21 protein-coding genes and 1 tRNA gene are annotated in these 20419 nt (G+C 71.2%); 19 read left to right on the forward strand and 3 right to left on the reverse strand.

Annotated features, from left to right (window positions below; translation table 11 throughout):
- Window positions 1–22: 22 nt before the first annotated feature.
- The 16 genes from AB3M34_RS07685 to AB3M34_RS07760 all read left to right on the forward strand — a co-directional run bounded on the left by AB3M34_RS07685 (window position 23) and on the right by AB3M34_RS07760 (window position 15399).
- Window positions 23–796: a TIGR03936 family radical SAM-associated protein gene (locus tag AB3M34_RS07685; RefSeq protein WP_370618730.1), complete on the forward strand. Its 774-nt coding sequence runs from the start codon at window positions 23–25 to the stop codon at window positions 794–796.
- 194 nt (window positions 797–990) lie between these two features.
- Entirely contained in the window at window positions 991–3900 is a 2910-nt protein-coding gene (locus AB3M34_RS07690; protein WP_370618731.1) for an Rne/Rng family ribonuclease, read from the forward strand.
- Window positions 3901–4040: 140 nt separating this feature from the next.
- Window positions 4041–4352 (forward strand): 50S ribosomal protein L21, encoded by a 312-nt coding sequence (rplU, locus tag AB3M34_RS07695; RefSeq protein WP_370618733.1) that lies wholly within the window; start codon window positions 4041–4043, stop codon window positions 4350–4352.
- Between the two features lie 21 nt (window positions 4353–4373).
- Window positions 4374–4628, forward strand: coding sequence for a 50S ribosomal protein L27 (rpmA, locus tag AB3M34_RS07700; protein ID WP_149769249.1), 255 nt, complete (start codon window positions 4374–4376; stop codon window positions 4626–4628).
- A 187-nt stretch (window positions 4629–4815) separates the two neighbouring features.
- Complete coding sequence (gene obgE, locus AB3M34_RS07705) at window positions 4816–6333, forward strand: GTPase ObgE (RefSeq protein ID WP_370618734.1); 1518 nt, start codon at window positions 4816–4818, stop codon at window positions 6331–6333.
- Between the two features lie 10 nt (window positions 6334–6343).
- Window positions 6344–7432, forward strand: a complete 1089-nt coding sequence (proB, locus tag AB3M34_RS07710) for a glutamate 5-kinase (RefSeq protein WP_370618736.1) — start codon at window positions 6344–6346, stop codon at window positions 7430–7432.
- 99 nt (window positions 7433–7531) lie between these two features.
- Entirely contained in the window at window positions 7532–7891 is a 360-nt protein-coding gene (locus AB3M34_RS07715) for a hypothetical protein (RefSeq protein ID WP_370618738.1), read from the forward strand.
- Between the two features lie 18 nt (window positions 7892–7909).
- The gene (locus AB3M34_RS07720; protein WP_370618739.1) at window positions 7910–9169 is read left to right on the forward strand and encodes a glutamate-5-semialdehyde dehydrogenase; all 1260 of its coding nucleotides are present in this window, start codon (window positions 7910–7912) and stop codon (window positions 9167–9169) included.
- A gap of 58 nt (window positions 9170–9227) precedes the next feature.
- Complete coding sequence (locus AB3M34_RS07725) at window positions 9228–9371, forward strand: hypothetical protein (RefSeq protein ID WP_370618741.1); 144 nt, start codon at window positions 9228–9230, stop codon at window positions 9369–9371.
- Entirely contained in the window at window positions 9371–10042 is a 672-nt protein-coding gene (gene nadD / locus AB3M34_RS07730; RefSeq protein ID WP_370618743.1) for a nicotinate-nucleotide adenylyltransferase, read from the forward strand. The genes AB3M34_RS07725 and nadD overlap by 1 nt, the downstream gene beginning before the upstream one ends.
- Window positions 10039–10497, forward strand: coding sequence for a ribosome silencing factor (rsfS, locus tag AB3M34_RS07735; RefSeq protein ID WP_370618745.1), 459 nt, complete (start codon window positions 10039–10041; stop codon window positions 10495–10497). Before nadD ends, rsfS begins: the two co-directional genes overlap by 4 nt.
- A complete protein-coding gene (locus AB3M34_RS07740) occupies window positions 10494–11195 on the forward strand; it encodes a histidine phosphatase family protein (protein WP_370618747.1) in 702 nt (233 codons plus the stop codon). Before rsfS ends, AB3M34_RS07740 begins: the two co-directional genes overlap by 4 nt.
- Window positions 11196–11236: 41 nt before the next feature.
- Window positions 11237–11309: transfer RNA gene (locus tag AB3M34_RS07745), tRNA-Ala, on the forward strand.
- Between the two features lie 154 nt (window positions 11310–11463).
- Complete coding sequence (locus AB3M34_RS07750; protein WP_370618749.1) at window positions 11464–13149, forward strand: sulfatase-like hydrolase/transferase; 1686 nt, start codon at window positions 11464–11466, stop codon at window positions 13147–13149.
- 27 nt (window positions 13150–13176) lie between these two features.
- Complete coding sequence (locus AB3M34_RS07755) at window positions 13177–13941, forward strand: MBL fold metallo-hydrolase (RefSeq protein WP_370618751.1); 765 nt, start codon at window positions 13177–13179, stop codon at window positions 13939–13941.
- Window positions 13942–14064: 123 nt separating this feature from the next.
- Window positions 14065–15399 carry an NAD(P)/FAD-dependent oxidoreductase gene (locus AB3M34_RS07760; RefSeq protein WP_370618752.1) on the forward strand — a complete coding sequence of 445 codons (1335 nt, stop codon included), beginning with the start codon at window positions 14065–14067 and terminating at the stop codon, window positions 15397–15399.
- Window positions 15400–15426: 27 nt separating this feature from the next.
- Here AB3M34_RS07760 and AB3M34_RS07765 read toward each other — a convergent pair whose 3' ends face one another.
- The 3 genes from AB3M34_RS07765 to AB3M34_RS07775 form a co-directional block, all read right to left on the reverse strand.
- Window positions 15427–16212: an MBL fold metallo-hydrolase gene (locus AB3M34_RS07765; RefSeq protein WP_370618754.1), complete on the reverse strand. Its 786-nt coding sequence runs from the start codon at window positions 16210–16212 to the stop codon at window positions 15427–15429.
- Window positions 16212–17567 carry a TrpB-like pyridoxal phosphate-dependent enzyme gene (locus AB3M34_RS07770; protein WP_370618755.1) on the reverse strand — a complete coding sequence of 452 codons (1356 nt, stop codon included), beginning with the start codon at window positions 17565–17567 and terminating at the stop codon, window positions 16212–16214. Before AB3M34_RS07770 ends, AB3M34_RS07765 begins: the two co-directional genes overlap by 1 nt.
- A 77-nt stretch (window positions 17568–17644) precedes the next feature.
- A complete protein-coding gene (locus AB3M34_RS07775) occupies window positions 17645–18079 on the reverse strand; it encodes an Rrf2 family transcriptional regulator (protein ID WP_370618757.1) in 435 nt (144 codons plus the stop codon).
- An 83-nt stretch (window positions 18080–18162) separates the two neighbouring features.
- Between AB3M34_RS07775 and AB3M34_RS07780 the strand changes: the two genes are divergently transcribed.
- The 3 genes from AB3M34_RS07780 to AB3M34_RS07790 all read left to right on the forward strand — a co-directional run bounded on the left by AB3M34_RS07780 (window position 18163) and on the right by AB3M34_RS07790 (window position 20396).
- Window positions 18163–19554, forward strand: a complete 1392-nt coding sequence (locus tag AB3M34_RS07780) for an MFS transporter (protein WP_370618759.1) — start codon at window positions 18163–18165, stop codon at window positions 19552–19554.
- 69 nt (window positions 19555–19623) lie between these two features.
- Window positions 19624–20076 carry an ATPase gene (locus AB3M34_RS07785; RefSeq protein WP_370618761.1) on the forward strand — a complete coding sequence of 151 codons (453 nt, stop codon included), beginning with the start codon at window positions 19624–19626 and terminating at the stop codon, window positions 20074–20076.
- Window positions 20073–20396: an ArsR/SmtB family transcription factor gene (locus AB3M34_RS07790; protein WP_370618763.1), complete on the forward strand. Its 324-nt coding sequence runs from the start codon at window positions 20073–20075 to the stop codon at window positions 20394–20396. The genes AB3M34_RS07785 and AB3M34_RS07790 overlap by 4 nt, the downstream gene beginning before the upstream one ends.
- Window positions 20397–20419: the final 23 nt, after the last annotated feature.

Below are 20419 nucleotides of genomic sequence, written 5' to 3' on the forward strand. Positions count from 1 at the left end.
GGCGCTCGGATACGCTCGCAGGGTGACCAGCCCCGACCGCACCCCGGCCAATCCCGAGGCCCCGAACCCGCAGCTCCCGACCGTCCAGAAGCTGCGGATCCGGTACGCGAAGCGGGGACGCCTGCGCTTCACCAGCCACCGTGACTTCGGTCGTGCCTTCGAGCGCGCCGTGCGCCGCGCCGGGGTGCCGATCGCCCACTCGTCCGGTTTCACGCCGCACCCCAAGATCTCGTACGCCGGCGCATCGCCGACAGGTGCCGCCAGCGAGGCCGAGTACCTCGAGATCGGACTGGTCCGCCGACTCGAGCCGGGCGAGGTCGCCGAAGCCCTCGACACGGCCCTGCCGCCAGGGATCGACGTCATCGAGGTGGTCGCCGTCAGGGAGGGCAGCGGCTCGCTCGCGGACCGCCTCGAGGCCAGTTCGTGGAGCCTCGAGCTGCCGGGCGTGTCGCCGGACGAGGCCGCCGCGGCCGTCGACGCGTTCCTCGCCGCGCCCGAGGTCCTGGTCGAGCGGATGACCAAGAAGGGCCTGCGCACCTTCGACAGCCGCGCCGCCGTCGTACGACTCGAGGTCCGGAGGTCCCCTGACTCTCAGGACGGGTGTGCGATACTGGACCTGGTCGTACGACACGGCACCCCGTCCGTGCGACCCGACGATGTTCTCGCCGGGCTCCGCGCCATCGCGGGTCTCGCGCCGTCGGCGGTCCCCGTGGCCACCCGTCGTGCGCAGGGTCCCCTTGATGCGCAGTCAGGCACGGTCGGCGATCCGTTCGCGCCCGACCGCGACGCGTCGTAGGCACACGATGCCTGCGGCGGCGACCGCGGCGGCGGACGGGACGCCCGTGACAGGCCGACAGACAATGGAGAGCGTCGCCGTAGCCCGGGATCCCGGGCCGACCGCAGGCTTGCGTCCGCAGTGCGACCCCGTTGCACGCGGCGACGACACCGCCTCGCGCGCAGCACGGCTGCCCGCGGGGCCGAAGGAGCACCATGCTCGACGAACAGAACCCGCCCACCCCGGCCTCCGACGACGCCGACTCGGGGGGCAACGATCCCGCAGTCGCCGTGACCCGTCGACGTCGTACGGCGTCGCGGCCCGCAGGCCCACCGCCCGCGACGGCGGTCTTCTCCGAGGCGAGCGCGCCGGCGAAGCCCGTCAAGGCGACGCGCAAGCGCAAGGCCGCCGCTCCGGCCGAGCCGACCGCCGGCCCGTCCGACGCTCCCGCGGTCGAGACTCCCGCCGCGGAGGCGCCGGCTGCTGAGGCACCGGCTGCTTCGACACCCGAGGTGGCCGCGCCGACGGTCACTCGGTCCACCCGGACCCGCAAGACCGCGTCGCGGTCCGCCGGACCGGCTGCGCCGGCGCCTGCCGCGAAGGATGTCGTCGCGATCGAGGAGCCTGCCGCCGACGAGGACGAGCTCGTCGAGGACGAACTGGTGGAGACCGACCTGGCTGACGTGACGGCCGAGCCGGCTCTCGAGGATCTCGATGACGACGCCGAGGATGACGACGCCGAGGAGACCTCCGTCCCCGAAGCGAAGTCGACCGTCGCTCGCTCGCCTTTCGTCGCACCTCTCTTCCAGGCGCCGGAGCCGACGGCTGCGCCTCGTCGTCGCCGTCGTGCCGACGACGAGGAGCGCGACGAGACCGATCGTCCGCCCGAAGAGGTCCGCACGCCGCGGTCTCGCCGGGGCGCTGATGACGAGCCTGACACCGACGCGGACGTCGACGTCGACGCCGAGTCGGACGACAACGGGTCCGACGATGCCGACGACGGCATGCCAGCGCGCCGGCGCCGCCGCCGCGGAGGCCGACGCCGTCGCCGTCCCGGGAGCGGTGACGCCGAGAACCTCGACCCCGACGCCGAGCCCGACGACGAGGACGAGTCCCCGCGCTCCGAGACCGCGGACGCCGAGAGCGTCGACGACGACACGGCGGACGACGACTCCACGGACTCCGGCGACGAGTCGACCAGCGGATCGAGCCGCCGCCGGCGCCGCCGTCGTCGGCGTGGCGAGGACAGCGACACCGCTGCCGACGACCCCGAGAACACCGTCGTACGGGTCCGCGAGCGCCGCAGCGCGGAGGACGAGATCACCAGCGTCGCCGGCTCGACGCGTCTCGAGGCCAAGAAGCAGCGCCGCCGCGAGGGTCGCGAGGCCGGCCGGCGCCGTACCCCGATCGTCTCCGAGGCCGAGTTCCTGGCCCGTCGCGAGGCAGTCAAGCGTGAGATGGTCATCCGCCAGCGCGACGACCTGACGCAGATCGCGGTGCTGGAGGACGATGTCCTGGTCGAGCACTACGTCGCACGCGAGTCCCAGTCGTCGATGATCGGCAACGTCTACCTGGGTCGCGTCCAGAACGTGCTTCCCTCGATGGAGGCGGCCTTCGTCGACATCGGCAAGGGGCGCAACGCCGTCCTGTACGCCGGCGAGGTCGACTGGAGCAAGCTCGGCGACGGCAAGCCACGCAAGATCGAAGAGGTCCTGAAGTCCGGTCAGGCCGTCCTCGTCCAGGTGACGAAGGACCCGATCGGGCACAAGGGCGCACGCCTGACGAGCCAGGTGAGCCTTCCTGGCCGCTTCCTCGTCTACGTCCCGGGCGGCCAGACCAGCGGCATCTCCCGCAAGCTTCCCGACACCGAGCGCAACCGCTTGAAGTCCCTGCTGAAGGGCATCCTCCCCGAGGACGCGGGCGTCATCATCCGGACCGCAGCCGAGGGTGCGACCGAAGACCAGCTGACCCGCGACGTCGAGGCGCTCGATGCCCGCTGGAAGGACATCGAGAAGAAGTCCACCTCCAGCGGCAACGCTCCCCAGCTGCTGTACGGCGAGCCGGACCTGACGATCAAGGTCGTCCGCGACCTCTTCAACGAGGACTTCTCGCGCCTGGTCGTCGAGGGCAGCGACGCTGCGGACATGATCGAGGGCTACGTCAGCCACGTGGCACCGGACCTCAAGGATCGGGTCGAGCTCTGGAACGGCTCCGCCTCCGGCGACGTCTTCTCCGCCCACCGCATCGACGAGCAGATCGCCAAGGCGCTCGACCGCAAGGTCTGGCTCCCGTCGGGTGGCTCGCTGATCATCGACCGCACCGAGGCGATGACCGTCGTCGACGTCAACACCGGCAAGTTCACGGGGTCGGGCGGCAACCTCGAGGAGACGGTCACCAAGAACAACCTGGAGGCGGCCGAGGAGATCGTCCGCCAGCTCCGCCTGCGCGACATCGGCGGCATCATTGTCGTCGACTTCATCGACATGGTGCTCGAGAGCAATCGCGACCTCGTGCTGCGTCGCATGGTCGAGTGCCTCGGCCGCGACCGTACGCGTCACCAGGTGGCAGAGGTCACGTCGCTCGGGCTCGTGCAGATGACGCGCAAGCGGATCGGCACAGGGCTGCTGGAAGCGTTCAGCGAGCCGTGCGAGCACTGCTCGGGTCGCGGGCTGATCCTGCACGACCACCCGGTCGAGCCGAAGAAGGTCGCTGAGGAGAACCGCCGTGGACGTGGCGGCCGTGGCGGCCGCGGCGGCGACGGTCAGAAGTCCGGAGAGGGTCAGCGCTCGGGCAAGTCCCAGCGCGGCAGCTCGCCCCAGGACGACAGCTCGCCCCAGGACGACGCCAAGGGTCCTGCACCCACCGACGCCCCGGCCGCTGTCATCGCGCCCGAGGCCGTCATGGAGGTCCCGGACGGTTCCGAGGCTGCGGAGTCGACCGAGTCGGCGTCGGAGTCGACAGGGCCGCGCAAGCGGCGTCGACGCCGCAGCGGCTCCGCGTCGCAGGCGTCAGCCACGGGCTCGAACGAAGAGTTGCCGTCGGCCGAAGGCTCTGTGGAGGCGCCCGGTACGCTGGGAGCCGGAGACCCCGACCCCGTTTTGACCGGTGACGGGGAGACTCCGTAGACTAGTGAGTCGGCGCGCCTGTGTGCGTGCCGGTCTGTGTGCCCGAACCGTGGCCTGCGCCCGGTGATGCACCAACCCCAAAGTTTTGGACAGCCCAGCTCCGACAGTGGAGCAGCAACGAGTGAGGATGTGAGTCGGCGGTGTACGCGATCGTGCGCAGTGGCGGCCAGCAGCAGAAGGTCGCGGTCGGCGACGTCATCGAGATCGACAAGGTCAAGAAGACCACGGTCGGCGAGTCCGTCGAGCTGCCCGCGGTGCTGCTCGTCGACGGCGACGCGGTGACCTCGGACGCCGACTCCCTCGCCAAGGTGTCGGTGACGGCCGAGGTCGTCGGCGCCACCAAGGGCCCGAAGATCATCATCCAGAAGTACAAGAACAAGACCGGTTACAAGAAGCGCCAGGGTCATCGCCAGCACTACACCCAGGTCAAGATCACCGGCATCTCGAAGTGACGCGAAAGTAGGCTTGAGCACATGGCACACAAGAAGGGCGCCGCTTCTACCAAGAACGGCCGTGACTCCAACTCTCAGCGCCTCGGCGTGAAGCGCTTCGGCGGCCAGCAGGTCAGCGCCGGCGAGATCATCGTCCGCCAGCGCGGCACGCACTTCCACCCGGGCACCAACGTCGGCCGTGGTGGCGACGACACGCTGTTCGCGCTCTCCGCAGGTGCGGTCGAGTTCGGCACGCGTCGTGGGCGTCGCGTCGTCAACATCGTCCCGGCGGAGTGATCTGACGGACTTCGACGACGAGGGGCGGGTCCGCAGTGGCGGACTCGCCCCTCGTCGCCGTTCTGGACAAGATGGCTCTGAGCCGTCCGGTCCCGGACACAGCACCGCGTACGACGCCGCCCGCGCGCGTCGTACGACACCGCTCCTGCGGCGGTGAGCGCGGCGTAGCAACGAGGAGGTGGCGCGGATGGCAGTCCCGACGTTCGTCGACAAGGTGACCCTGCACGTCAAGGGTGGCGACGGCGGCAACGGCATCGCCTCGGTCCACCGCGAGAAGTTCAAGCCGCTCGGCGGCCCGGACGGCGGCAACGGCGGCCGTGGCGGTGACGTGATCCTGCGCGTCGCGCCCGAGGTCACGACGCTGGTCGGCTACTACCACGAGCCGCACCGGCGGGGCGGCAAGGGAGGCCACGGCAGCGGTGGCAACCGCAGCGGCTCCCAAGGTGACGACCTCGTCCTCCCCGTGCCCGAGGGCACCGTGGTCCGCGGCAGCGACGGCGAGGTCCTGGCCGATCTCGTCGGTCCCGGCACGGAGCTCGTCGTGGCATCGGGCGGCCGCGGCGGGCTCGGCAACGCCGCCCTCGCCTCCAGCAAGCGCAAGGCCCCCGGGTTCGCGCTCATGGGGGAGCCCGGTGACGAGCTCACGATCACGCTCGAGCTCAAGGTGGTCGCCGACATCGGTCTCGTCGGCTTCCCCAGCGCGGGCAAGTCGAGCCTGATCGCGTCGCTGTCGCGTGCCCGTCCCAAGATCGCGGACTACCCGTTCACGACGCTCGTCCCGAACCTCGGGGTCGTCGTCGCCGGTGACACCACCTACACGGTCGCCGACGTGCCCGGCCTCATCGAGGGTGCTGCCGAGGGCCGTGGGCTCGGGCACGACTTCCTGAGGCACGTCGAGCGCTGTGCCGCGCTCGTCCACGTCATCGACTGCGCGACGATCGAGCCTGGCCGGGACCCGCTGACCGACCTCGACGTGATCGAGACCGAGCTCGCGGCGTACGGCGGGCTGGAGGACCGGCCCCGCCTGGTCGCCCTCAACAAGATCGACGTCCCCGACGCCAAGACGATCGCCGAGTTCGTCCGCGGTGAGCTCGAGGCGCGCGGCCTCGAGGTGTACGACATCTCGGCCGCGTCCCACGAGGGCCTCAAAGAGCTGTCGTACGCGATGGCGGAGGTCGTCGCGTCGTCGCGCAAGACCGCTGCTCCGGCGCCCGCGACGCGGATCGTCCTCCGCCCCCGCTCGGCCGACGGACGCGATGACTTCACGGTCACGCAGTCCGGCGGGCAGTGGATCGTGCGGGGCGAGAAGCCCGAGCGCTGGGTGCGCCAGACCGACTTCACGAACGACGAGGCCGTGGGCTTCCTCGCCGACCGGCTGAACCGTCTCGGCGTCGAGTCCAAGCTGGCGGCGATGGGTGCCCAGGCCGGCGACGACGTCGTGATCGGGAGCGTCGACGACGCGGTCGTCTTCGACTTCGACCCGCAGGTCCAGACCGGCGCGGAGCTCCTCGGTTCGCGCCGCGGCGAGGACGACCGACTGATCGAGAACCATCGCCGCACCAACAAGCAGCGCCGTGACGACCTCGCCGCCAAGCGCGAGTTCGAGCGCACGGCACGCGATGCCAGGACCACGGGCCGCGTCACGCCGGACACGCTGTGGACCGACGAGATCCTCTCCGACGAGGACGACGACGAGGACGAGTGAGGATGCGCCGGTGAGGATCGTCGTGAAGGTGGGCTCGTCGTCGCTGAGCTCCACCCGAGGGGGTCTCGACCTGTCGCGCCTCCACGGCCTCGTGGACGCCCTCGCGGGCTCGCGGGAGCGCGGCGACGAGGTCGTGCTGGTCAGCTCCGGAGCCATCGCGACCGGGCTGGCACCGCTGTCGCTCGCGAGCCGTCCCCGCGACCTCGCCACGCAGCAGGCCGCCGCCAGCGTCGGTCAGGGCCTCCTGGTCGCGCGCTACACCGAGCGGTTCGCCCGGCACGACCTCGTGGTCGGCCAGGTCCTTCTCACCGTCGACGACGTGGTCCGGCGGACTCACTACCGCAACGCCTACCGCACCCTGGCGCGGCTGCTCGACCTCGGCGTCGTGCCCATCGTCAACGAGAACGACACCGTGGCCACCGGCGAGATCCGCTTCGGCGACAACGACCGCCTGGCCGCTCTCGTCGCCCACCTCGTCCACGCCGACCGGCTGGTCCTGCTGTCGGACGTCGACGGCCTGTACGACGGCAACCCGTCGGTCCCCGGCACCCGGCTGGTCCGGCACGTCCACGGCGACGCCGACCTCGACGGGCTCGACATCGCCACGCCCTCCGCGTCCAAGGTGGGCACGGGCGGCATGGTGACCAAGGTCGAGGCCGCCCGGATCGCCACGGGCGCAGGGATCCCCGTGCTGCTGACGAGCGCCGAGCAGGTGAACGCGGCGCTCGAGGGCCGCGAGGTCGGCACCACCTTCCATCCCACGGGTCCTCGCCGCTCGACGCGGCTCCTGTGGTTGGCACACGCGACCACGGGCAAGGGCGCCATCGTCCTGGACGCCGGAGCGGTTCGCGCCATCCGCGAACGCGGCGCCTCCCTGCTGCCGGCCGGCGTCATCGCGACCGTCGGTCCGTACGAGGCGGGCGACCCGGTCGATCTCGTCGACGAGGCGGGCGGCGTGATCGCGCGCGGACTGGTGAACTACGACAGCACCGAGCTCCCCAAGATGATCGGTCGGTCCACGCACGACCTGGCGGCCGAGCTGGGCCCCGAGTACGAGCGAGAGCTGGTCCATCGCGACGACATGGTGCTCCTCGACTGACCCTGGACGGCCCGTCCGCGGTCAATGTACGAAAGCCACCACCGAACGCGCCGACCCCGATTAGGGTTGCCGCTGACACGTTACCGACAAGGAGGCCCCGTGGCCGGGCAGGACAAGCTGTGGCACGTCGCACTCACCGTGGCCGGCACGCCGTTCGACGACGACGTGGTGCGGACGGCGATGCTACGCCTGCGCGACGAGCACGCATTCCTGCACTCGCTGCGCTACGCCTCCGACCGCGCGGAGATCTGCTACTGGGAGCAGGCGGCGGAGATGCTCGACGCGGCCGCGATGGCGATGCGGGTCTGGTCGGAGCACCGTGACTCCGCGGGCCTACCGCCGTGGGACGTGGTCGGGCTCGAGGTGCTCGACCAGGCGACGTACGAGCTGCGTTCTCGCGACGACGCGATGGCGAGCCGTGGTGTCGGGTCGGTCATGCCGACGCCGGTCCATTTCTGACCTCACTATCCTGGTGACGTGAGCCACGATCTCGAGTCCCACGTCCACGAGTCTGCCCGTCGTGCCCGCGCTGCCGCGCTCGACCTGCGAGCGGTGCCACGTGCCACGAAGGACGCCGCCCTCGAGGCGATGGCCGATGCGCTGATCGCCCGCACCGACGAGATCGTCGCCGCGAACGCACTCGACGTCACTGCAGCGCGCGAGTCGGGGACCGGCGAGCACATCATCGACCGCCTGCGCCTCGATGCCGACCGGGTCGCCGCGATGGCTCAGGGCACCCGCGACGTGGTCGCACTCGCCGACCCCGTCGGAGAGGTCGTCCGGGGCTCGACGCTGGCCAACGGACTCCAGCTCCGGCAGGTCCGGGTGCCGATCGGCGTGATCGGGATGATCTACGAGGGGCGACCCAACGTGACGGCGGACGCGGCGGCGATCTGCCTCAAGGCCGGCAACGCGGTCCTGCTGCGCGGATCCGGTTCGGCAGCCCGCTCCAACGAGGCGATCACCGCGGTCCTCCGTGCGGCGGTCGCCTCGGCGGGCCTCCCCGAGGATGCGATCCAGGCGATCGACCCGTCCGACCGGTCGAGCTCCACGGCGCTGCTGAAGGCGCGGGGACTCGTCGACCTCGTGATCCCGCGCGGGGGAGCGGGACTCATCCAGACCGTCGTCCGCGAGGCCCAGGTCCCCGTGATCGAGACCGGCACCGGCAACGTCCACGTGTACGTCGATGCCGACGCCGATCTCGACATGGCCCTCGACATCGTGGTCAACGCGAAGACGCAGCGGACGAGCGTCTGCAACGCCGCCGAGTCGCTGCTCGTCCACAAGGCCGTGGCCGACGAGTTCCTCCCGCGCGTCGTCGCGGCGCTGCTGGAGCGCGACGTGACGATCCACGGTGACGCGTCCTTCGCGGCGACCGACGCTTCCGTCGTCGACGCGACGGAGGACGACTACGCCACGGAATACCTCTCGCTGGACATCGCGGCTCGGGTCGTCGACTCGTTCGAGGACGCGGTGGCGCACATCCGGACGTACTCCTCAGGACACACCGAGGCGATCGTGACCGGCTCCCTGGCGACCGCTCAGCGGTTCACCGCTGCGGTGGACGCGGCGGCGATCATGATCAACGCGTCGACCCGGTTCACCGACGGCGGCGAGATGGGGATGGGGGCAGAGATCGGCATCTCGACCCAGAAGCTGCACGCACGCGGCCCGATGGGGCTGCCCGAGATGACCACGACGACGTTCGTCGTCACCGGCGACGGTCACGTCCGCTGACGCCGCAGGACCGGGGTCGTTCGTACCCGCGGCGGGCTCGGACGGTAGATTGACCCTCATGTCGTTCACCGATCTGCTGGCGCAGGGCGCCGAGCACGAGGAAGCCCTGTCCCCGTACGTCGTGGGTGGCGCGGTCCTCCTTCTCTTCGTCCTCCTCCTCTTCGGCCTCTTCGCGTTCGGCAAGGGGCGCGAGCACTCCTGATGAGCCTGCCGCTCGAGGTAGGCCGGCGCCCCCGTGTGGGGGTGATGGGCGGGACGTTCGATCCCATCCACCACGGTCACCTCGTCGCGGCGTCGGAGGTCCAGGCCTGGTACGACCTGGACGAGGTTGTCTTCGTGCCCACGGGTGAGCCGTGGCAGAAGGCGGACCGCAAGGTCTCGGCAGGCGAGGACCGCTACCTGATGACGGTCATCGCCACTGCCTCCAACCCGCGCTTCTGGGTCAGCCGGGTCGACATCGACCGCGACGGCCCGACCTACACCGTCGACACGCTCCGCGACCTGCAGCGCCACTACGGGGGAGAGGTCGACCTGTACTTCATCACCGGCGCCGACGCGCTCGCGCAGATCCTGACCTGGCGCAACGCCGAGGAGATGTTCGACCTCGCCGAGTTCGTCGGGTGCACGCGGCCCGGGCACGACATCGACACGCACACGCTCGACGGCCTCCCGTCCGACCGGGTCGCGATCGTCGAGATCCCCGCACTGGCGATCTCGTCGACCGACTGCCGAGAGCGCGTCGCCAACCACGAGCCCGTCTGGTACCTCGTACCCGACGGGGTCGTCCAGTACATCGCCAAGCACCGCCTCTACGCCGACGTCGCAGCGACGTCGCACCGACCACACCGTCACCCAAAGGGGGGACCGCAGTGACCGCATCCCAGAGGGCGCTGGAGCTCACGCACGCCGCAGCCGCGGCCGCAGCGGACAAGCTCGCGCACAACATCCTCGCGTTCGACGTCTCCGAGCAGCTCGTCATCACCGACGTCTTCGTGATCGCCTCGGCCAACAACGACCGCCAGGTGCGTGCGGTGGTCGACGCCGTCCAGGAGCAGCTGCTCAAGGTGGGCGCGAAGGTCGTCCGCCGCGAGGGAGAGCGGGAGGGCCGCTGGGTCCTCCTCGACTACGCGGAGATCGTCGTCCACGTCCAGCACGACGACGACCGCTCGTTCTACGCGCTGGAGCGGCTTTGGGGCGACTGTCCCGCAGTCCCGCTGCCCGAGATCGGTGAGGCGGCAGGACGTGCCCCAGCTCCACGCGCGTCGCGTGACCTGGAGGACCCCGAGTCGGTGCCGCTGGCCGGACAGCCTCCCGTCGCCGACGCATGAGCCGTCGGATCATCGTCTGGCGTCACGGTCAGACCGACTGGAACATCGGCGGGCGCCTCCAGGGCCAGACGGACACGCTCCTCAACGCGACCGGTCGAGCGCAGGCGGCGGAGTCCGCGTCGCGACTCGCGGTGCTCGAGCCGGCGCGGATCGTCAGCTCGGACCTCCAGCGTGCGTCCGCGACCGCGGCGGCGCTCTCGCGCATCGTGGACCTCCCCGTCGAGACCGACCCGCGGCTGCGCGAGGTGGCGTTCGGTGAGCGCGAGGGGCTGACGCACCAGGAGATCCGGGAGCGCTACCCCGAGCTCGAAGCCCGGTTCAAGAAGGGCGAGGACATCGTGTCGCCCGGCGGCGAGACGCATGCCGCGGCGGGTGCGCGGTTCAGTGCGGCGCTCAGCGACATCGCGGCTTCGATGGAGCGCGACCAGACGGTGGTCGTCGTGGCCCACGGCGCCGTCATCCGCGTCGGTATCTGCGCGTTCATCGGACTGCCGCAGGAGCACTGGCGGTCGTTCGGCGGGTTCAGCAACAGCTGCTGGGCGGTCCTCCAAGAGGGGTTCTCGCGGTGGCAGGTCACCGAGTGGAATGCCGGCAACCTGCCCGTCCCGGAGATGAGCGACGACGCCGCCTCGTCGGGCGACGGCGAGGAGGATGAGCGGAGGGACCCCGATTTCGGTTCCCGAGGGGCGACCCGCTAAGATCGACCTCGGCTCGATGAGCGGTTCACCGCTCGCAGCGCGGGGCATTGGCGCAGTTGGTAGCGCGCTTCCATGGCATGGAAGAGGTCAGGGGTTCGAATCCCCTATGCTCCACAGACACCGAAGGCCGGACCCGTCAGGGTCCGGCCTTCGTGCATTCTGAGCGCCTGCGCTGGCTCGCGCCACGCTGATCGAAACCCTTGCCGGGAATTCATCATCCGTGTTGCCTAGGGAGGTCAGGTGAGGTCGACGGGGACGGAGTGCGCGCATGCGTCGAGGGTGGGGAGGGCTGCTGGCCGCAGTCCTGGTGGCGGGGCTGTTCTCCGCGGGCGGCGCAGCCGTAGCCGAGGACAGGGCTGACCGGACGGGCCCGGGCGAGCGACGACCCAACGTCGTGCTGCTCCTGATGGACGACTTCTCGCTCGAGCTGCTGGCGACCATGCCGAACGCACAGCAGATGTCGGCCGACGGCGCGACCTACCGCAACGCGTTCGTGGTCGACTCCCTGTGCTGCACGTCGCGGGCGTCGCTGTTCACCGGCCAGGCGCCGCACCACACCGGGGTGCTCACGAACACCCCGAACGATCCGGACAACCCCATCGGTGGGTGGGAGGCGTACGAGAAGTACGGCAACGTCGAGAAGACCTTCCACCTCGCACTCGAGCGGAGCGGCTACACGACGGGATTCACCGGCAAGTTCCTCAACGGCTACGAGGCGACCAGTGTCGACGGCGTCTTCACCCCGCCCGAGCCGGTTCCCGGGTGGACCGAGTTCGACCCGATCTTCGGCGGCGGCTACAACGGCTGGAAGTACCGCAGCGGCCACCTCGGCGAGGACGGCAAGCTCGCGCTGACCTTCCACGGCGCTCCCGCGCTCTCCAAGCCGATCGCCGTACGCGATGCGCAGTACGCGACCACGGTCGCGGGCGACAAGGCGCTCGACTTCGTCCGGCGGCACGAGGCGGAGTCCGCTGCCGGAGGAGCCCCGTACTTCCTCGAGGTCGCGACCTACGGGCCACACAGCCGCCTCAACAAGGCGTACGAGGACGACTACCAGTTCCCGCCGGCGTTCGCGGACCGCGCGCTGCCCGGCGAGGACCGAGACGTGGACGGCAACTGCGGTACGAAGAGCTGCGCCGAGCTCACGCTCGACGACCTCGCCGGCTACGGCGACGACCGCGCGGACAACGCACCGACGTACCAGCGCCGGGACGGCACGACCGCCCCGGCGCCGGCCTGGCGGACCAACGAGATCTCGCTGACCGACTCCGGAGCGCTCCAGCGCTACCGCGACCGGGCGCGCATGGTGCAGTCGATCGACCGCCTGCTCGCCGAGATCCGTGCGGCGGTCGGCGAGAACACGTACGTCGTGCTGACGGCCGACAACGGGTTCCACCTCGGCCAGCACCAGCTCAACGGCGGCAAGGGCACGCCGTACGACTCCGACACCCGGGTCCCGCTGATCGTCGTGGGCCCGGACGTGGTCCCAGGGGAGAGGGACCAGCAGGTCTCGAACATCGACCTGGCACCGACCTTCGAGGAGCTCGCAGGTCTGCGTCCGGCGAGCTACCGCGACGGCACGAGCTTCGCGCGGACGCTGTCGAGGCCGAAGGCGCGGGGAGCGCGCTACACCTACTTCGAGCACACCTACGCGAAGAGCCAGCCGGGCGAGGTCGACACCGACGAGGGCTCGGGCGGGACGATCGACATCATCCCCTCCTACGTCGCGGTGCGCAGCGAGCGCGGCCTGCTCGTGCGGTTCGACCTCGACAACGACTGGACGACCACGGACCACGCCTGGGAGCTCTACACGTACGAGGACGGGTTCGAGAAGCGAAACGTCTACGCAGAGCGCCACCGCGAGCCGTGGGTGCGTGACCTCGCGGCGCGGATCGCCGTCTTCGGGGCGGGCGAGGGCTGCCGACCGCTCGTCTGTCGCGCTCTCACGCGCTGAGGGGGCCGGCGTGCGACGATGACGTCCGTGAACCGGCTGGCCGTGACGTGGTGGGGGCACTCGACGTCCACGATCGAGCTCGGCGGCATCCGCGTGCTGACCGACCCCGTCCTCGTCGACCGCTTCGTCCACCTCGCCCGTCGCTCTCCGTCGCCGGACGCGTCGGCCGCAGTCGCGGACCTCGTCCTGGTCTCGCACCTCCATCTCGACCACTTCCACCTGCCGTCGCTGAGACGGATCGCCGCGGGGACACCGATCGTCGTGCCCAGCGCGAGCACCGACCTCCTCAGGGGACTCGACCTCGACGTCCACGAGGCCGCCCCCGGAGACGTCCTGCACCTCGCCGGCGTCGAGGTGCAGGTGCTCGAGGCCGACCACCCCGAGTCGCGACACCGATGGTCCCGCCGCGTGTCGCCGCCGCTCGGCTTCCGTGTCGTCGGGCCGGGCGACCGCTCGTTCTGGTTCCCCGGCGACACCGGACCGCGCACCGACGTCTCGCACGTCGCGCCGGTCGACCTCGCGCTCGTCCCCGTCGGTGGATGGGGGCCGACGCTCGGCGAGGACCACGTGGACCCTGTGCAGGCGGCCGACCTGGTCGCGCAGGTCGGCGCACGGTGGGCCGTACCGGTGCACTGGGGAACGTTCTGGCCGCTCGGTCTCGGCTGGTTCGCTCCCGCGGCCCGCCGCTACCTGTTCGAGACGCCCGGTGTCCGCTTCGTCGACGCCATGGAGGACGGCTCGGCCCGGGCGGTCCTCGCCGACCACGGCCGCAGGATCTCGCTCGGCGCCTGACCCCGCTCAAGAACGGCTCCCGCGAACCACCGTGCGTGCGACGATGAGCGTCGGCCGGAACGGCACGAGCCCTGTGCGACGTGCGGAACGGGCGCCGCGGCGCTCCGGCTCCGAGGGGGAGCCATGTCCAGCACAGCAGAACACGTCGGCACCGTGGTCGTCGCCGGGGGAAGCGTTGCGGGTCTGCTCGCGGCGGCCGCCGTGGCGCCGTACGCCGATCGCGTCATGGTCCTCGAACGCGACCACCCACCCGCCCGCCCCGGACCGCGCCCAGGGACCCCCCAGGCGATCCACACGCACGGGCTCCTTCCGTCGGGGCGGCAGGCGATGGAGACCCTCCTCCCCGGCTTCACCGAGGAGCTCGTCGGAGCAGGTGCGCTCTCCGACGGCGACGTGGGTCGCGTCGGACGATGGTGGATCGGCGGAGGCCTCGTCGCCGAGTGCGACCTCGGGCTCCGCGGGGTCGCCGTCTCTCGGCCTCTCCTCGAGCACACTCTCCGCACCCGCGTGGCGGCGTTCCCCGAGGTCGAGGTGCGATCCGGCGTCGACGTCGTCCGGCTGCTGGGCGATCGCGGTCGCGTCACAGGGGTCGTGGTCCGTGACCGCGGCGGCGACCCGACCGAGCGCGAGATCCAGGCGGACCTGGTCGTCGACGCGACCGGGCGGTCGGGTCGTGCCATGCGCTGGCTTCCCGCGCTCGGTGCGTCGGCGCCGCGAGAGGAACGGGTCGAGGTCGGCATCCGCTACGTGACCACCCATGTCGAGGCCTTCCCGGACGACCTCGGCACCAGGGTGTTCGTGATCTCCGCCGCGACCCCCGAGGTCCCGCGTGGCGCGGTCGCGATCCGGCAGGAGGACGACACGTGGACGCTCACGCTCTTCGCGTACGGCGACGAAGAGCCACCGCTCGACACCGACGCGCTCCGCCGGGCTGCGGCACGCATCACCTCGTCCGACGTGGCGGGGCTCCTCGAGGACCGCGAGCCCCTGCACGATTCGCATGCCTACCGGTTCCCCGACTCCCGCCGGCGGCGGTTCGAGCGTGTCGACGACCTCCCCACGGGGTACGCCGCCGTGGGGGACGCGATCTGCAGCATCAACCCCACGTTCGGGCAGGGGATGAGCCTCGCCGCGCTCGAGGCCGCCGCGCTGGGCGACGCCGTGGCGACCGGGCTTCGCGCCGTGCGCGAGGACTATCCGGGCAAGGCCGCGAGCATCGTCGACCATGCGTGGACGGTGGTCACCGGCGCCGACCTGAAGATCCCGGGCGTCACCGGGGCGGCGCCGCCTGGACATCGCGTGGTGAGCCGCTACGTGGACAGGCTCCAGAGAGTCGCACGGCACGATGTCGCGGTGGCTGCAGCACTTCTCAAGGTCACCGCCCTCGTCGCGCCGCCGGAGAGCCTGATGGCACCGCGGGTCGCCGTACGAGTTCTGCGACCGGGGGCGGCGGGTTGACTGACACCGTCGCCCGTCGGACCGGTCTCAGCGTGCGACGTCGCCGCGGACCCGTCGACGCGCGTCCGCGTGCTCGGTGAGCAGCCACTCCGCCGCCCCAGCCAGTCGCGGGTCGTCCTGCTCGTCGTCGAGCAGGAGCGACGCCAGGTAGTTGCGGTCGGCGGTGATGCGGCGCACCAGCTCAGCGCGGTCGCCCACGCTGCCGTGCCCCGGGACCACGACGTCCACCGAGAGCGCGACCTGCGCGAACAGGTCGAGCGCCTCGGCGTAGTCGTCCCACGGTCGCCGGGCCTCGAGGTCGAGCAGCGGGATCTCGACGTCGGAGAGCATGTCGCCGGCGACGAGGACACCGACGTCGGGCAGCAGCAGCGCCGCGTGGCCCTGAGCATGCGCGGCGTGCTCCAGGACCCGGCAGGACCGGCCCTCCCACGGCAGCACCTCCACCGCCTGAGGAAGCGCGTCGACCCGGGCCATGCCGCTCACGTCGACGCCGTCGAGCGCCTCGCGGGCCTTGCGCGCGTTGTCGTCGACGACGGCGAGCGCCCGCTGTGCGCCGGTCGCCGTCGCCCACCGCGGTGCCTCGCCGAGCGCGGGGCGCCACAGCAGGTGGTCCCAGTGCGGGTGCGTCGAGAACGCGCCCGTCACCACCAGTCCGCGCCTGGCGAGCTCTCCGGCGAGGGCATCGATCTCCGCCGCGGTCACGGCTGGGTCGACGACGAGGCACTCCGTCCCGTCCGCACCGACGACCACGGTGGTGGTCGTGGTGCAGAACGGGTGAATGGCGACGAGGACGCCGTCGGCGACCTCGATCATCAGAGGACGGGTACGGCCGCCAGGGAGCGGGCCAGGGCGTCGTCGCTCAGCGGGTCGTCGTCGAGACGGCCGTGCAGGAACGAGTCGTACGCACCGAGCTCGAGCAGGCCGTGACCGGACAGGCCGATCACGATGACCGGCTCGTCACCGGACTCGGTCGCGGCCAGGGCCGTACGCCGTGCCTGGGAGAGGGCGTGGGACGACTCCGGCGCGGGGACGATGCCCTCCGTACGAGCGAACTCCACCGCCGACTCGAAGCACTCGCTCTGGTGCAGCGCGACGGCCTCGATCATGCCCTCATGGGCGACGTGCGACACGAGCGGTGCCATCGCGTGGTAGCGCAACCCGCCGGCGTGGATCGGGGACGGGACGAAGTCGTGTCCCAGCGTGTACATCTTCATCAGCGGCGTCATGCCGCCCGTGTCGCCGAAGTCGTAGCGGTACTCGCCGCGGGTCAGGGTCGGGCACGAGGACGGCTCGACGGCGACGATCGTCGCGTCCTGGCGGCCGGCGAGCTTCTCGCGAAGGAACGGGAACGCGAGGCCCGCGAAGTTGGAACCCCCGCCGGCGCAGCCGATCACGACGTCCGCACCCTGCTCGCCGGCCTTGGCGAGCTGGAGGAGCGCCTCCTCGCCGATCACGCTCTGGTGCAGCAGGACGTGGTTCAGCACCGAGCCCAAGGCGTACTTGGTGGACTCGTCCTGCGCGGCGAGCTCGACGGCCTCCGTGATCGCGATGCCGAGCGAGCCGGGGTGATCGCTGTCGAAGCCCTTGCCGAACTCGGTCAGCGTGCTGGGCGAGCGGTGGACCTTCCCGCCGAAGACCTCGATCAGCGTACGGCGCTGGGGCTTGGTGTCGAACGATGCTCCGACCTGCCACACCTCGCACTCGAGGCCGAACAGCGAGCACGCATAGGCCAGCGCGGTGCCCCACTGTCCGGCGCCGGTCTCGGTCGTCAGGCGGGTCACTCCGTTGAGCGCGTTGTAGTAGACCTGCGGCACCGAGGTGTTGGTCTTGTGGGACCCGGCCGGTGAGACGCCCTCGTACTTGTAGTAGATGCGTGCGGACGTGCCGAGCTTCTTCTCCCAGCGGCGGGCCCGGATCAGCGGGGAGGGACGGTACTGGCGGTAGACGTCACGGACGGCCTCCGGGATCTCGACGTAGCGGTCGGTCGTGACCTCCTGCGCGATCAGCTCCGGCGGGAAGAGCGGCGCAAGGTCGTCCGGTCCGACCGGCTCACGGGTGCCGGGGTGCAGCGGCGGCGGGGGAGGCGTCGGCAGGTCCGCGACGATGTTGTACCAGTGGGTCGGCATCTCCGACTCGTCGAGCGTGATCCGGGTGTGGGCGTCGGACATCGTTCCTCCTGGCTCGGGATGTGCGGTCAGGCTATCGCCGCAGCGGCCGCAGCAGGATCGGGCTCAGCGGGGCCGGTTCAGTCGGCCAGCGCCATCGTCGTACGAAAGACGTCGTCGAGGGTCGTCCGGGCCAGCTCGACCCGGACGACGTCGTCGATGTGCGCGTAGACGGGCTCGAGCGCCGGTCGGATCCCACGGGCCACGGGGCACGCGGGGTTCGGCTCGTTGCGGTGCATCGCGTACGCGGGTTCGCTGCCCAGGGCGAGATCGATGTCGGCCAGCGTGATCTCCGCGGCGTCGTGGGCCATCCGCCAACCGGCACCGGGGCCACGACGGGACTCGACGAGCCCTGCGTCGCGGAGGTCGCCCAGCAACCGGCGTACGACCACGGGGTTCGTCCGCACGCTGCGCGCCACCTGCTCGGAGGTCGACCACTCGTGGTCCCGTCGGCGCCGGAGCTCCAGGACGCTCAGCATGTGGACCGCGATGGTCAGGCGACTGTTGGCGCTCATGCTGTTATTGTAACCAAATCTGTTACGAGAAACCGAAAGCCGCGGTCCGCAGGGCCGAGGTCGTGACGACTTAGGGGAGTTCAGTGGCGGTCTCGACAGCGGTCGTGTCAGGCGTCGGCGCTCGGCATCCGCGCGCGACGCTCGCCGTCGTCGCGTCCGGGACGCTGCTGATGATCATGGCGTTCACGCTGCCCCTCGCCACGATCGTCCCCACCGCGGCTTCGCTCGACGCCGACACGGCCGGGCGCACGTGGATCCTGAGCTCGATGAGCATCGGACTGGCGGCTGCGCTGCTCACGGCCGGCGCGGTCGCGGACGATCTGGGGCGACGCCGGACCTTCGTGATCGGTCTCGTCGTGCTGGCCGTCGGCGGCCTGGTGTGCGCCGTCGTGTCCGACCCGCTCTCTTTCGTGCTCGCGCGGGTCGTCCAGGGTGTCGGCGGCGCGGCGGTGACCGCGGCCAGCCTGGGCATCCTCGCGCACGCGTTCGCTCCCGGTCCTGCCCGCGTCGCGGCCAGCGGGACGTGGGGCGCGGCGCTCGGTGCCGGCATCGCGATCGGCCCCGTCGTCGCCGGGCTGTGCGACGTGTGGGTGTCGTGGCGTCTCGCGTACGCCGTGCTGGCCGTGGCCGCTGTCGCGACCGTGGTCCTCGCGCTGCGCTACCTCGACGAGTCGCGTGCGCCGCGCCGTCGTCGCCTCGACCGCTGGGGAGGCCTGCTGATCGCCGGTGGACTGAGCTGCCTCCTCGCCGGCCTGGTCGAGAGTCGCGAGCCCGATCGCGGAGCCCTCGCGACCGGACTCTTCGTCGCAGCGGGGGTCCTGCTGGTCGGTTTCGTCGTCGCGGAGCGTCGCGGTCGGGCTCCGATGCTCGACCTGGCACTGCTGCGGCACCGTCCGTTCGTGGCGGCGAGCGTCGCCGCCTTCGCCACGGGCATGGGGGTGATCGCTCTTTTCTCGTTCATGGCGATCTTCCTCGACACCGGCTTCGGCATCGGCGCCCTGGGTGCGGGGGTCCTGCTGCTGTCGTGGTCCGCCACCAGCGTGGCGGCCTCGCTCCTGGCCCGTCGTCTCCCGGCGAGGTGGAGCGGGCGTGCTCAGCTCGCAGCCGGCCTGCTCGGGGTGTCGATCGGCCAGGCGCTGCTCGCCGGCGTCGGACCAGGCACGTCGTGGTGGAGATTCGTGCCGGCGCTGGTCCTTGCCGGCATCGCGAGCGGGGTGCTCAATGCCGCGCTGGGGCGTGAGGCGGTGGCGAGCGTCCCGGCGGGTCGTGAAGCGATGGGGAGCGGCGCCAACAACACCGCCCGCTACGTCGGGTCCGCGATCGGCGTGACCGTCGTGGCCGTGGTCGTCGACGCGCACGGGCCGACGCAGCAGGACCTCTACGACGGGTGGAACGTCGCCGCGCTGGTGACGGCGGCGTTCTCCCTCGTCGGGGCGCTGGTCGTGGTCGCCTGCAGGACGCGCCCGGCGCCGTAGCGGGCGGCGCTCGACCCGGAAGCGGTAAGGTGCAACAATATTATTGCACGTCCGAACCGAGGAGAGCACATGGACGACCGGATCGAGCAGCAGATCGACATCGACGCCCCGGCTGACCGGGTCTGGGTCCTCGTCACCGTCCCGGGCTGGTACATCAACGACGGATCGGCGTACGAGGAGCACGAGATCGAGCGACGTGGAGACGTCGATCTCGTGCACGACCGCACGCACGGCACCTTCGCGTTCCGGACGGTGACGCTCGAGCGCCCCCGCTACGCCGCGTTCCGATGGATCAGCGACCATGCGGCGCCCGAGCCTGACGCCGAGTCCACGCTCGTCGAGTTCTGGATCGACGAGCGCCCCGGAGGAGTGACCCTCCGGGTCGCGGAGAGCGGCTTCGCGTCGCTCGGCGGGACCGAGGACGATCGCCGCAAGCGCCTCGCCGACAACACCGAGGGCTGGACCATCGAGCTCGCGATCGCCCGGGCGTACGTCGAGTCGGTCGCGACGGCGCAGGCGTGAGCGCTGGCGCGTCCCCCGCGCCGGCGTTCGCGGCCCTGGGGGACGAGACCCGTTGGGCGCTCCTCGTCCGGCTGGGCGACGGGCCGGCCTCGGCCTCGTCTCTCGCCGCGGAGCTGCCGATCTCGCGGCAGGCCGTCCTCAAGCACCTCGAGATCCTCCGCGACGTCGGGCTCGTCGAGTCGCAGCGGCGCGGCCGCGAGGTGCTGTTCCGTCCGATCGGCTCCGAGCTGAGCCGGCTCGGGCGTGACCTGCAGCGGCACGCCGACGCCTGGGACCGTCGTCTGAAACTCCTCAAGCGCGCCGCCGAGAACGGTGCCTGACGACCCGGTCTCGACAACTCCTC

The organism is Mumia sp. Pv4-285 (genome assembly GCF_041320275.1).
GTDB lineage: Bacteria > Actinomycetota > Actinomycetes > Propionibacteriales > Nocardioidaceae > Mumia > Mumia qirimensis.